Annotated in this window: 12 protein-coding genes; 10 read left to right on the top strand and 2 right to left on the bottom strand. The window is 59.8% G+C overall.

The annotated features are described in order from the left end of the window. Positions 1-58 precede the first annotated feature (58 nt). On the top strand, positions 59-1,588 hold the full coding sequence (nuoM, locus tag AC0TNG_RS09425; protein ID WP_024908970.1) for an NADH-quinone oxidoreductase subunit M: 1,530 nt from the start codon (positions 59-61) through the stop codon (positions 1,586-1,588). 6 nt (positions 1,589-1,594) lie between these two features. Further along, on the top strand, positions 1,595-3,052 hold the full coding sequence (nuoN, locus tag AC0TNG_RS09420; RefSeq protein ID WP_024908971.1) for an NADH-quinone oxidoreductase subunit NuoN: 1,458 nt from the start codon (positions 1,595-1,597) through the stop codon (positions 3,050-3,052). A 91-nt stretch (positions 3,053-3,143) separates the two neighbouring features. Here the strand turns inward: nuoN and AC0TNG_RS09415 are convergent, their stop codons facing one another. Both AC0TNG_RS09415 and rbn read right to left on the bottom strand, forming a co-directional pair. Next, the gene (locus AC0TNG_RS09415) at positions 3,144-4,148 is read right to left on the bottom strand and encodes a chemotaxis protein (protein WP_473713418.1); all 1,005 of its coding nucleotides are present in this window, start codon (positions 4,146-4,148) and stop codon (positions 3,144-3,146) included. 64 nt (positions 4,149-4,212) lie between these two features. Beyond that, entirely contained in the window at positions 4,213-5,130 is a 918-nt protein-coding gene (gene rbn / locus AC0TNG_RS09410) for a ribonuclease BN (protein ID WP_267216873.1), read from the bottom strand. Between the two features lie 71 nt (positions 5,131-5,201). Between rbn and AC0TNG_RS09405 the strand changes: the two genes are divergently transcribed. The 8 genes from AC0TNG_RS09405 (at position 5,202) to menE (ending at position 13,112) form a co-directional block, all read left to right on the top strand. Continuing rightward, complete coding sequence (locus AC0TNG_RS09405; RefSeq protein ID WP_090419949.1) at positions 5,202-5,663, top strand: GNAT family N-acetyltransferase; 462 nt, start codon at positions 5,202-5,204, stop codon at positions 5,661-5,663. 53 nt (positions 5,664-5,716) lie between these two features. Continuing rightward, positions 5,717-6,022, top strand: a complete 306-nt coding sequence (gene elaB, locus AC0TNG_RS09400; RefSeq protein ID WP_008500219.1) for a stress response protein ElaB — start codon at positions 5,717-5,719, stop codon at positions 6,020-6,022. A gap of 85 nt (positions 6,023-6,107) precedes the next feature. Beyond that, a complete protein-coding gene (gene menF, locus AC0TNG_RS09395) occupies positions 6,108-7,403 on the top strand; it encodes an isochorismate synthase MenF (RefSeq protein WP_473713417.1) in 1,296 nt (431 codons plus the stop codon). Positions 7,404-7,491: 88 nt separating this feature from the next. Next, positions 7,492-9,162, top strand: a complete 1,671-nt coding sequence (gene menD, locus AC0TNG_RS09390; protein WP_473713416.1) for a 2-succinyl-5-enolpyruvyl-6-hydroxy-3-cyclohexene-1-carboxylic-acid synthase — start codon at positions 7,492-7,494, stop codon at positions 9,160-9,162. After that, positions 9,159-9,935 carry a 2-succinyl-6-hydroxy-2,4-cyclohexadiene-1-carboxylate synthase gene (menH, locus tag AC0TNG_RS09385; protein WP_473713414.1) on the top strand — a complete coding sequence of 259 codons (777 nt, stop codon included), beginning with the start codon at positions 9,159-9,161 and terminating at the stop codon, positions 9,933-9,935. Before menD ends, menH begins: the two co-directional genes overlap by 4 nt. Next, positions 9,932-10,789: a 1,4-dihydroxy-2-naphthoyl-CoA synthase gene (gene menB / locus AC0TNG_RS09380; protein WP_014832749.1), complete on the top strand. Its 858-nt coding sequence runs from the start codon at positions 9,932-9,934 to the stop codon at positions 10,787-10,789. Before menH ends, menB begins: the two co-directional genes overlap by 4 nt. Beyond that, positions 10,789-11,754 carry an o-succinylbenzoate synthase gene (gene menC / locus AC0TNG_RS09375; protein ID WP_473713413.1) on the top strand — a complete coding sequence of 322 codons (966 nt, stop codon included), beginning with the start codon at positions 10,789-10,791 and terminating at the stop codon, positions 11,752-11,754. The genes menB and menC overlap by 1 nt, the downstream gene beginning before the upstream one ends. Next, positions 11,751-13,112 carry an o-succinylbenzoate--CoA ligase gene (gene menE, locus AC0TNG_RS09370; protein WP_048992446.1) on the top strand — a complete coding sequence of 454 codons (1,362 nt, stop codon included), beginning with the start codon at positions 11,751-11,753 and terminating at the stop codon, positions 13,110-13,112. Before menC ends, menE begins: the two co-directional genes overlap by 4 nt. Positions 13,113-13,224: the final 112 nt, after the last annotated feature.

Below are 13,224 nucleotides of genomic sequence, written 5' to 3'. Positions count from 1 at the left end.
TCGAATTCGTTGAAAATCAGGCCCCTGCAGGGGGCCTTAAAAAGGAATGTAAATCGCCATGTTACTACCCTGGCTAATATTAATTCCCTTCATCGGCGGCTTCCTGTGCTGGCAGACTGAACGCTTTGGCGTGAAGATGCCGCGCTGGATCGCGCTGATCACCATGGGATTGACGCTCGCGCTTGGCCTGCAACTGTGGTTGCAGGGCGGTTACTCACTGACCCAGTCTGCGGGCATTCCGCAGTGGCAGTCTGAGTTCATCCTGCCGTGGATTCCGCGTTTCGGCATTACGATCCACCTGGCGATTGACGGTCTGTCGCTGCTGATGGTGGTGCTGACCGGTCTGCTCGGCGTTCTGGCGGTACTCTGCTCCTGGCGTGAAATCGAAAAATACCAGGGCTTCTTCCACCTGAACCTGATGTGGATCCTGGGCGGCGTGATCGGCGTGTTCCTTGCCATCGACATGTTCCTGTTCTTCTTCTTCTGGGAGATGATGCTGGTGCCGATGTACTTCCTGATCGCGCTGTGGGGCCACAAGGCGTCCGACGGTAAAACGCGTATCACGGCGGCAACCAAGTTCTTCATCTATACCCAGGCGAGTGGTCTGGTGATGTTGATTGCCATTCTGGCGCTGGTGTTTGTTCACCATAACGCGACCGGAACCTGGACCTTCAACTACGAAGAACTGCTGAAGACGCCAATGTCCCACGGCGTTGAATACCTGCTGATGCTGGGCTTCTTCATCGCGTTCGCGGTGAAAATGCCGGTGGTTCCGCTGCACGGCTGGCTGCCAGACGCGCACTCTCAGGCACCAACGGCGGGTTCCGTTGACCTGGCGGGCATCTTGCTGAAAACGGCGGCCTACGGTCTGCTGCGTTTCGCTCTGCCGCTGTTCCCGAACGCCTCCGCAGAATTCGCACCGATTGCCATGTGGCTGGGTGTGATCGGTATCTTCTACGGTGCCTGGATGGCCTTCACGCAGTACGACATCAAGCGTCTGATTGCCTACACCTCCGTTTCCCACATGGGCTTCGTGCTGATTGCTATCTACACAGGCAGCCAGCTGGCGTACCAGGGGGCGGTGATCCAGATGATTGCGCACGGTCTGTCCGCAGCCGGTCTCTTCATCCTGTGCGGCCAGCTGTATGAACGTCTGCACACCCGTGACATGCGTATGATGGGCGGTCTGTGGAGCAAAATTAAGTGGCTGCCAGCGCTCTCCATGTTCTTCGCGGTGGCGACTCTGGGGATGCCGGGTACCGGTAACTTCGTCGGCGAATTTATGATTCTGTTCGGCAGCTTCAAAGTGGTGCCGGTGATTACCGTGATCTCCACCTTTGGTCTGGTGTTTGCTTCCGTGTACTCGCTGGCGATGCTGCACCGCGCGTACTTCGGTAAAGCGAAGAGCGAAATTGCTGCACAAGAACTGCCGGGGATGTCGCTGCGTGAGCTGTTCATCATCCTGCTGCTGGTCGTACTGCTGGTGCTGCTGGGCTTCTTCCCGCAGCCGATTCTGGATACCTCGCACAGCGCGATGGGCAATATCCAGCAGTGGTTTGTTAATTCTGTTTCTACTACAAGGCCGTAATTCGCCATGACAATAACTCCACAACAACTGATCGCGCTGCTACCGCTGCTGATCGTCGGATTGACGGTGGTGGTTGTGATGCTCTCCATTGCGTGGCGACGCAATCACTTCCTGAATGCCACGCTGTCGGTCATCGGCCTGAACGCCGCGTTAGTCTCTCTCTGGTTTGTTGGCCAGGGTGGGGCGATGGACGTCACCCCGCTGATGCGCGTTGACGGTTACGCCATGCTGTATACCGGTCTGGTGCTGCTGGCGAGCCTGGCAACCTGTACCTTTGCGTACCCGTGGCTCGAAGGCTACAACGACAACAAAGAAGAGTTTTACCTGCTGGTTCTGATTGCCGCGCTGGGCGGCATTCTGCTGGCGAATGCGAACCACCTGGCCGCGCTGTTCCTCGGCATTGAGCTGATCTCTCTGCCGCTGTTCGGTCTGATTGGTTACGCCTTCCGCCAGAAGCGCTCCCTGGAAGCAAGCATCAAGTACACTATCCTGTCTGCGGCGGCGTCCTCGTTCCTGCTGTTTGGTATTGCGCTGGTGTACGCACAGTCCGGTAACCTCTCCTTCATGGCGCTCGGCAAGAGCCTCGGTGACGGCATGCTGCATGAGCCGCTGCTGCTGGCGGGTCTGGGCATGATGATCGTTGGCCTCGGCTTTAAACTCTCTCTGGTGCCGTTCCACCTGTGGACGCCAGACGTCTACCAGGGCGCTCCGGCTCCGGTGTCGACCTTCCTGGCGACGGCGAGCAAAATCGCTATCTTCGGTGTGGTCATGCGTCTGTTCCTGTACGCACCGGTAGGTGACAGCGAAGCGGTTCGCGTGGTGCTGGGCATTATCGCGTTCGTCTCCATCATCTTCGGTAACCTGATGGCGCTGAGCCAGACCAACATCAAGCGTCTGCTGGGCTACTCGTCTATCTCTCATCTGGGCTACCTGATGGTGGCGCTGATTGCGCTGCAGAGCGGTGAGATGTCGATGGAAGCCGTGGGCGTCTATCTGGCCGGCTACCTGTTCAGCAGCCTCGGCGCCTTCGGCGTGGTGAGCCTGATGTCCAGCCCGTATCGTGGTCCGGATGCCGATTCACTGTTCTCCTACCGTGGTCTGTTCTGGCACCGTCCGATCCTGTCCGCAGTGATGACGGTGATGATGCTCTCTCTGGCAGGTATTCCGATGACGCTCGGCTTTATCGGTAAGTTCTACGTGCTGGCCGTCGGTGTGCAGGCGCACCTGTGGTGGCTGACTGCGGGCGTGGTGATCGGCTCCGCGATTGGTCTCTACTACTACCTGCGCGTGGCCGTGAGCCTGTACCTGAGCGCGCCTCAGCAGCTCAACCGCGATGCCCCAACCAACTGGCAGTACAGCGCCGGTGGTATCGTAGTGCTTATCTCCGCGCTGCTGGTGCTGATCTTCGGTATCTATCCGCAGCCGCTGATTGATATCGTGCAGCGAGCGATGCCGCTGATGTAAAAACAAAAAACCCGCCTCGGCGGGTTTTTTTTGGTTTACTCCCTCTCCCTGTGGGAGAGGGCCGGGGTGAGGGCACCAGCCCGCACCATGCTTAAGCCAGCTGCTTCCGGCTAATCAACGGCCCGTCAATCTTCTTCATCGAGCGGTCCAGCACTTCCTCAATCACTGACGACAGCTCGTTCAGCTCAAACTTCGCCACATACCCGTCCGCCTTCACCTTGCGAATATGGTCTTCGTTGGCGTTGCCGGAAAGGGAAGAGTGGATCACCACCGGAATATCTTTCAGTACCGGGTCGGTTTTGATTTTGCGTGTCAGCGTAAAGCCGTCCATTTCTGGCATTTCGAGGTCGGTCAGCACCAGCGCGATCTTATCGGTGATGGGAACCCCTTCAGCCTGGGCCTGTGCCGCCAGCACGCCAATTTTCTCCCACGCTTCTTTGCCGGTGATATGCAGCTGGGCCGGGATCTCCATTGCCTGCAGACCTTTCTCCAGCATCGAGCGCGCCACTTTGGAGTCTTCCGCGACGATGGCGACAGCGCCTGGCTTGATATGGAATTTGGTGGTCTTCAGGTTCGTGGCGTGCAGATCGTGATTGGCCGGGGTGATGTCATACAGGATCTGCTCAACGTCCAGCACCATCGCCAGATCGTTGGTATCGGTCTTCTCGTCAAGACACGCGATACTGGTGATGTAGCGGCCGCTGACGGCGGTTTCCGCCGCGTGCACCTGCTTCCAGTCCAGACGCATGATGTTCTCAACCGACTCCACGGCAAACGCCTGCACGCTGCGCGCATATTCGGTGATCAGCAGAATGTTCATCCCGGTGGTGGGCTTACAGCCCGCCACGGCGGCCAGGTCAATCACCGGGATCACCTGATCGCGAATATTCACCATTCCCATCAGCGGTGACTTCATCCCGGCGGGTTTCGTGAACTCCGGCATCGGCACAATTTCACGCAGCTTAAAGACGTTAATGCCAAACAGCTCAGATTTATTTTCGTTCAGAGAGGTGCCAAGACGGAACAGCAACAGTTCAAAACGGTTCGACAGGGTCAGATTCGCCCTGTCATCAATATCTTTCTGGAAATTATCCATTCTACCCTCGAGAGAAATGCTGACCTTTTAATCGTTATCGGCATCCTGAGCGAAAAATGAAGGACTAAACGCTGACCTGAGCGAAATCTTCGGCCAGCTCACATTCCGGAAACAGCGTGCGGCACTCTGCCAGCAGGCTTGCGCATCCCCGCGCGTCGTAGCGGGAGCTGACGTGGGTGACGATGAGCCTCCCGACGCCCGCGTCACGGGCAAGCTGCGCCGCCTGACGCGTGGAGCTGTGTCCCCGGCTGTTGGCTTTCTCTTCCATCGCCGTTTCAAGCGTCGCTTCATGCACCATCACGTCCACGCCCTGGGCCAGCGTGAGCGCTGCCGGGCACGGGGCCGTATCGCCAAAAATCGCCAGCTTTTTGCCGGGCTGTGGGGCGGCGAGATAATCCTGGCCGTTGATGACGCGTCCGTCCTCCAGCGTGACGGTCTCACCGTGCTTCAGACGCTGGAACAGCGGTCCGGGTTTTACGCCGTCGGCCATCAGCGCGGCGGCATCCAGCGCGCCGGGTTTGTCATGCGCGTCAATACGGTAGCCATAGCATTCCACCGGATGATTAAGTGGTTGAGCAGTAACCTGATAATCCCCGTCATCGAATACCAGGCCTTCGGTAATCTCAACGACCTCCAGCGGATAATCGGTCCATGAGCCGCTCAGGCGCAGCGTGGTTTCAATAAATTCACGAATACCCGCAGGCCCGTAAATCGTCAGCGGGTTGGCGTTACCGGCCATCGAGCGGCTGCACAGCAGGCCCGGAAGGCCAAACAGATGGTCGCCATGCAGATGGGTGATAAAAATTTTATCCAGCTTGCCGGGGTGATAAGCGGTGTGTAATAGCTGATGCTGCGTCCCTTCACCACAGTCAAACAGCCACAGCCCACCGCGGGTGGGGTGCTTAAGATCCAGCAGGATCGCCGTCACGTTCCGTGAGCGGGTTGGCACGCCAGCGGACGTACCCAGAAAAATCAGTTCCATAACGCAATCAGCCCTTTGCCGAACGGGGAGGGGTTTAGTATAACGTGATGAACCCCAGGAAGGAGACTGACATGATCCAGTGGCAAGATTTACACCATAGTGACCTCACCGTTCATTCACTTTACGCTGTGCTGAAACTGCGCTGCGAAGTGTTCGTGGTTGAACAGACCTGCCCGTATCAGGACATCGACGGCGACGATCTCGTCGGCGAGAACCGCCATATCCTCGGCTGGCGGAATAACGAGCTGGTGGCGTATGCGAGGATTCTGAAAAGCGAAGACGATTTTGAGCCTGTCGTCATTGGCCGCGTCATCATCAGCGGCAAAGCGCGTGGTGAAAAACTCGGCTATCAGCTGATGGAAAAAACGCTGGAGGCGTGCCAGAAACAGTGGCCGAACAAGGCGTTATACCTGGGTGCGCAGGCGCACCTGCAGTCCTTCTACGGCCACTTTGGTTTCGTGCCCGTCACCGAGGTGTACGATGAAGATGGTATTCCCCACGTCGGCATGGCGCGAGAAGCGAAGCAGGCGTAATAGCGAGTCGTTGGCTATAGTTAGCGGACTGGTGTACTAACATGGAGAAAAATATGTCATTTCAATCCTGGGATACCCGTATCGACGACGACCTGGCCTTACTGAGCGAAACGCTGGAAGAGGTGTTACGTTCCTCGGGCGACCCTGCCGATCAGAAATATATTGAGCTAAAAGCCCGCGCCGAGCAGGCGCTGCATGAAGTGAAAAACCGCGTCAGCCATGCGTCTGATACCTACTACTACCGCGCTAAAAAAGCGGTGTACCGTGCCGATGATTACGTGCATGAAAAACCGTGGCAGGGCATTGGAGTAGGTGCTGCCGTAGGCCTGGTGCTGGGGCTGCTGTTGGCCCGTCGTTAAGCCGTTTAACCACTCCCTATACGTGGGTACTGATATTTCGTATGGTACCCCGTATAATACGAGGCTTTGACAGGGAGAGGTTCGCGTGAATTCGATTTTCCTCGCGCTGGAGCAACTGCGTACCCAGCTATCGCAAGCGTTACCCGCAGCACCCGGCATACGTCATTTCGACGTCTCTTTCCCGTTAAACGACGCCTTCGATCCCCTCGCCTGGCTGGGCGAGCAGCAGTGTTATCCGCAGTTTTACTGGCAGCAGCGTAACGGCGATGAAGAGCTGGCCGCGCTGGGGGCTGTCACCCAATTTCCTTCTCTGGCGTTAGCCTCGCAGTTTTTGCGCGAGCAAAACGCGGCAGGTGATACCCGCATCTGCGGCCTGAACGCCTTTAATCCGGAGCAGAGCAGCCTCTTTTTACCGCGACTGCTCTGGCGACGCACCGCCGGCAACGCCACGCTGCGCCTGCAGCTGTGGAGCGACCGCTCGTTTGAGGAGGATGCCCGCGCCGCGCGGGATTTTTTACAGCAGCTCCGTCCTGCGAGATCTATCCGTCCGCTGTCCGCTCAGGTTGAGCACGAAACCCATCAGCCGCAGCAGGCCGAATGGATGACGCTTATCCGCATGGCGACGGAGACCATCGCGCGCGGTGATTTTGAAAAAGTGGTTCTCGCCCGGGCAACCGATCTGCAGTTCACGCAGCGCGTTAACCCTGTCGCGCTGATGGCGGCCAGCCGCGCCCTGAATTTACACTGCTACCATTTCTGCATGGTATTCGACGCCAGCAACGCGTTTCTTGGCTCGACGCCCGAGCGTCTCTGGCGGCGGCGCGGCACGCTGCTGCGCACGGAAGCGCTGGCGGGCACCGTTGCCAGCCATACCGATGATAGCCAGGCGCAGCGTCTCGGCGAGTGGTTGCTTAACGACGATAAAAACCAGCGCGAAAATATGCTGGTCGTGGAAGATATCTGTCAGCGTCTTCAGCACTACACGCAGACGCTTGAGGTACTGCCCCCTCAGGTGGTGCGCCTGCGTAAAGTGCAGCATTTGCGCCGCTGTATCTGGACCGAGCTCAAACAGGCCGATGATGAGCAGTGTCTGCTCATGCTACAGCCGACCGCGGCCGTAGCCGGATTACCCCGACAGCCTGCGCGCGAGTTTATCCATAAGGTTGAGCCCTTTAACCGCGAGTGGTACGCCGGTTCTGCCGGGTATTTATCCCCCGATCAGAGTGAGTTCTGCGTGGCGTTGCGCTCCGCCCGCGTTCAGGATGACTCCCTGCGGCTCTATGCCGGTGCCGGCATTGTCAGCGGGTCTGACCCGGAACAGGAGTGGCAGGAGATCGAAAACAAAGCCGCCGGATTGCGCTCTCTGCTCCTAAGGGATTAATACTGAATCGCGCAATCCCGATTCATATCAAAATTCCAATTTTTTCTATTATTTATACTGTGTCGCATTCTTGATACCGGACAATCTCATGTCAGTAAGTTCTTTTAACCGACGCTGGGCGGCGGTGATCCTTGAAGCCCTGACGCGCCACGGCGTCAGGCACGTGTGTATTGCACCGGGTTCTCGCTCAACGCCGCTGACGCTGGCGGCCGCCGAAAACCGGGCGTTGATTCATCACACCCACTTTGATGAGCGTGGCCTCGGGCATCTCGCGCTGGGTCTGGCGAAGGTCAGCAAAGAGCCCGTGGCGGTGATCGTCACTTCCGGTACCGCCGTGGCGAACCTCTATCCGGCCCTGATTGAAGCTGGGTTAACCGGTGAAAAACTGATCTTACTGACGGCCGATCGTCCCCCTGAGCTTATCGACTGCGGCGCCAATCAGGCCATCCGTCAGCCGGGACTCTTTTCTTCGCATCCTTCGCAGACGATTTCGTTGCCCCGTCCCACCCAGGATATTCCGGCAAGCTGGCTGGTCTCCACCGTCGATCACGCTCTGGAGACGTTGCGCAGCGGGGCGTTGCACATCAACTGCCCGTTTGCCGAGCCGCTGTACGGCGAGCTGGACGATACGGGTCTTGACTGGCAGCAATCCCTTGGCGACTGGTGGCAGAGTGAAAAACCGTGGCTTCGCGAGCAGACGCACCTTGAGAGCGCGAAGCAGCGCGACTGGTTCTTCTGGCGGCAGAAGCGCGGCGTGGTGATTGCCGGGCGCATGAGCGCCGCCGAAGGCAAGCTGGTCGCCGAATGGGCGCAAACCCTGGGCTGGCCGCTGATAGGCGACGTGCTTTCCCAGACCGGTCAGCCGCTGCCGTGCGCCGACCTCTGGCTGGGTAATGCCAAAGCGGTCACCGAGCTGGCGCAGGCGCAGATTGTGGTTCAGCTTGGATCGAGTTTGACCGGCAAACGGTTACTGCAGTGGCAGGCCACCTGCACGCCGGAAGAGTACTGGCTGGTGGACGAGCTGGAAGGGCGGCTTGACCCGGCGCACCACCGCGGACGTCGTCTGGTCAGCCATATCGACGCCTGGCTCACGCTTCATCCGGCTGAAAAACGCAAGCCCTGGGCGGTGGCCATCCCGGACCTTTCGCGCCAGGCGTGGGAACTGACCAAAGCGCACTGTGAGGCGTTTAGCGAGGCCGGGCTGGGGCACCGTATTCGCCAGTGCCTGCCTGAACAGGGGCAATTGTTTGTCGGCAACAGCCTGGTGGTGCGGCTGATTGACGCTTTTTCGAAGCTGCCCGCGGGCTACCCGGTGTACAGCAACCGTGGCGCCAGCGGTATCGACGGGCTGATCTCCACGGCGGCGGGCGTGCAGCGCGCGAGCGCGAAATCAACGCTGGCGATAGTGGGCGATCTCTCCGCGCTCTACGATCTCAACGCGCTGGCGCTGCTGCGTCAGGCGTCAGCCCCGTTTGTGCTGATTGTGGTCAACAACAACGGTGGGCAGATTTTCTCCCTGCTGCCTACGCCGCAGAGCGAGCGCGAGCGCTTCTATCTGATGCCGCAGAACGTGCAGTTCGAACACGCTGCGGCGATGTTTAGCCTGAAATACCATCGCCCGGAAAGCTGGGAACAGCTGGACGCGGCGTTAAGCAGCGCCTGGAAGCAGCCGGGTGCGACGCTGATTGAGCTGGTGGTAAACGAGGCTGACGGTGCGCAGGCCCTGCAAAGCCTGCTGGCGCAGGTGAGCCAGCTGTGATCCTCTCGGGCGTGCAGCATGACGGAAAAGCAGGCTATCCCTGGCTGGTCTTTTTGCACGGTTTTTCCGGCGATTGCCGCGAGTGGCAGGTTGTTGGTGAGCGACTCCGTGACTACCCCCGGCTGTATCTGGATCTGCCGGGGCACGGCGGATCCCGGAATCTGGGCGTCGCGGGCTTTGACGAGATGAGCAGGCTACTCACCCAAACTCTTATTAGTTACAACATACTGAATTTCTGGCTAGTCGGGTACTCCCTCGGCGGCCGCATTGCGATGTTCCATGCCTGCCAGCAGCCAAAGGGGCTGTTGGGCCTGACGGTAGAAGGGGGACATCCGGGCCTGCAGGATGCCGATGCGCGACAGGCGCGGCTGGCATCCGACCGCCGCTGGGCAGCACGTTTTCGCAGCGAACCGCTGGATAACGTATTCACTGACTGGTACCAACAGCCTGTGTTTGCCTCCCTGACTGACGCCCAGCGCGAGGCGCTGATTACCCTGCGCAGCCAGAACGACGGCGCGATGCTGGCGATGATGCTCGAGTCGACCTCGCTGGCCGTGCAGCCCGACCTGCGTACTGCCCTGAGCGCGCGCGATTTCTCTTTTGATTATCTCTATGGTGAACGTGATGAGAAGTTCGCGGCCCTTGCCGCGGAAGTGAACGCCGTTCGCCATGCAATTCCCAACGCCGGACACAACGCCCACCGGGAAAATCCCGATGCGGTTGCGGCAAGTCTGGCTCAGATACTGCGTCTTCGAATAAAGGACACTCTATGATCTACCCTGATGAAAACATGCTTTACGCCCCGGTTGAATGGCAGGACTGCTCCGAAGGCTACACCGACATTCGTTACCACAAATCCACCGACGGCATTGCCAAAATCACCATCAACCGCCCGCAGGTGCGTAACGCCTTCCGCCCGCTGACCGTGAAAGAGATGATTCAGGCCCTGGCGGATGCGCGCTACGACGATAACATCGGCGTGATTGTCCTGACCGGCGAAGGCGAGAAAGCGTTCTGCTCCGGTGGCGATCAGAAAGTGCGCGGTGACTACGGCGGATACCAGGACGATGCGGGTACGCATCACCTGAACGTCCTCGATTTCCAGCGTCAGATCCGCACCTGTCCAAAACCGGTGGTGGCGATGGTGGCGGGCTACTCTATCGGCGGCGGCCACGTCCTGCACATGATGTGTGACCTGACCATTGCCGCCGAGAACGCCATCTTCGGCCAGACCGGCCCGAAAGTAGGATCCTTCGACGGCGGCTGGGGTGCCTCCTACATGGCGCGCATCGTCGGGCAGAAAAAAGCCCGCGAAATCTGGTTCCTGTGCCGTCAGTACAACGCGCAGGAAGCGCTGGATATGGGCCTGGTGAATACCGTGGTACCGATTGCCGATCTCGAAAAAGAGACCGTTCGCTGGTGCCGTGAAATGCTGCAAAACAGCCCGATGGCGCTGCGCTGCCTGAAGGCCGCGCTCAATGCCGACTGCGACGGTCAGGCGGGTCTGCAGGAGCTGGCGGGCAACGCTACCATGCTGTTCTACATGACCGAAGAGGGTCAGGAAGGGCGCAACGCGTTTAACGAAAAACGCCAGCCGGACTTCAGCAAATACAAACGGAATCCGTAATGCGTCGCGCGCAGGTTTACCGCTGGCAGATACCGATGGACGCGGGCGTGGTGCTGCGTGAACGGCGGTTAAAAACCCGTGACGGCTTCTTCGTGCATCTGCAGCAGGGCGAGCGGGAAGGCTGGGGCGAGATTTCGCCTCTGCCGGGCTTTAGCCTGGAGTCGCTGGATGACGCGCAGACGGCCTTGCTGGCTTGGGCGGACGCGTGGCGCGGGGGGGCGGATCCGGTGCTGCCGGAGGTGCCTTCCGCGGCCTTTGGTATCAGCTGCGCGCTGGCGGAGCTGGACGGCAGCCTGCCGGAAGCGGGGAATTACCGCGCGGCGCCGCTCTGTACGGGCGATCCTGACGAGCTGTTCGCGCTGCTCTCCGCCATGCCGGGCGAGAAGGTGGCGAAAATTAAAGTCGGTCTCTATGAAGCGGTGCGCGACGGCATGGTCGCCAACCTGCTGCTGGAGGCGATCCCCGATCTGCATCTGCGTCTGGACGCCAACCGCGCCTGGACGCCGCTCAAGGCGCAGCAGTTTGCGAAGTACGTCAACCCGGCCTACCGCAGCCGCATTGCCTTCCTCGAAGAACCGTGCAAAACCCGCGACGATTCGTGCGCGTTTGCCCGCGAAACCGGGATTGCCATCGCCTGGGATGAAAGCCTGCGCGAGGACGATTTTGAATTTGTCGCCGAGCCCGGCGTCAGCGCGGTGGTGATTAAACCGACGCTGACCGGCAGTCTGGCGAAGGTGCGCGAGCAGGTCGCAGCAGCGCACGCCTCAGGGCTGACGGCGGTCATCAGCTCGTCGATTGAGTCCAGCCTTGGGCTGACCCAGCTGGCGCGCATTGCCGCCTGGCTAACGCCGGATACGGTTCCTGGCCTTGACACGCTGAACCTGATGCAGGCTCAGCTTATCCGCCCGTGGCCGGACAGCGCGCTGCCGTGCCTCGACGTCGAGGCGCTGGAGCCGCTGCGATGAGTTTTACCGACTGGCCGTGGCGGCACTGGTGCGCGCTGTCTGCTGATAAACCGGCCCTCAGGCTGAACGATGAGGTGCTCAGCTGGCAGCAGCTGTGCACCCGCGTCGACCGGCTTGCGGCAGAGTTTCACCGGCAGGGCGTGGAGGAGGGCAACGGCGTGCTGCTGCTGGCCCATAATCATCCGCAAACCCTGCTGGCGTGGCTGGCGCTCCTCCAGTGCGGGGCGCGCATTCTTCCCGCTAATCCGCAGCTTCCGCGCCCGCTGCTGGACGTGCTGCTTCCGCAGATGACGCTGTGCTTTGCGCTGGTGCTGGACGGCAGCTACGACGCTCTTCCTGCCCTGCGCATGCACGAGGCAGCCGATGCGTATTGCGCTGCGTGGCAACCGGCGCGGCTGGCCTCCATGACGCTGACCTCCGGCTCCACCGGGCTACCGAAAGCGGCGGTGCATACGTGCGGGGCGCATCTCGCCAGCGCGCGCGGCGTTTTGTCGCTGATTCCCTACGGTGAAGACGACGACTGGCTGCTCTCGCTACCGCTGTTTCACGTTTCCGGCCAGGGAATTTTATGGCGCTGGCTGCAGGCCGGCGCGCGGTTAACCGTACGCGAGAAACAGCCTCTTGAGCAGGCGTTGCGCGGCTGCACCCACGCCTCGCTGGTGCCGACCCAGCTCTGGCGCTTGCTGAATGCGCACCAGCCTGTCGCACTGAAAGCGGTGCTGCTGGGCGGGGCGGCCATCCCTGTTGAATTGACCGAACAGGCGCGAGAGCAGGATATACGCACCTTCTGTGGCTACGGTCTGACCGAGTTTGCCTCTACCGTTTGTGCGAAAGAGGCGGACGGCGAGCCGGACGTGGGCTGTGCGCTGCCGGGCAGAGAGGTGCAGGTGGTTAACGGTGAAGTCTGGATCCGGGCGCAAAGCATGGCCTCAGGCTACTGGCGAGACGGCGAAATGATTCCGCTGACCAACGCGCAGGGTTGGTTCGCCACACGCGATCGCGGCGAATGGCATGACGGCCGTCTGACGATCCTCGGCCGCATGGACAACCTCTTTTTTAGCGGCGGAGAAGGGATCCAGCCGGAATCGCTGGAGCGCGTTATCGCCACGCACCCGCAGATTAACCAGGTGTTTATCGTCCCGCTGGACGACGCTGAATTCGGGCAACGTCCGGTGGCGGTGGTGGAGTGCGAACCGGGAACGGATATCACCTGCTTACCCGACTGGGTCAGGGATAAGGTCGCGCGTTTTGAGCAACCCGTCCGCTGGCTGCTGTTGCCGAGTGAACTCAAAAATGGCGGCATCAAAATCTCACGCCGCGCGCTGCAGCAGTGGGTGAACGCATCGCTGAAGGGATAATAGCCGTTTCAAATAGTTACAATCTACTGACCGGCCGCACGCAGAGTGCTTGATCCCCGGGAGACTCCGGTTAAAATCTCGCGGTTTTGGGACTTCTTTATAATAATTGTGC

This window comes from Enterobacter sp. PL_is514, from assembly GCF_055816715.1.
The sequence above is the reverse complement of the archived record's forward strand: the minus strand, read 5'-3'. Positions and strand labels throughout refer to the sequence as shown.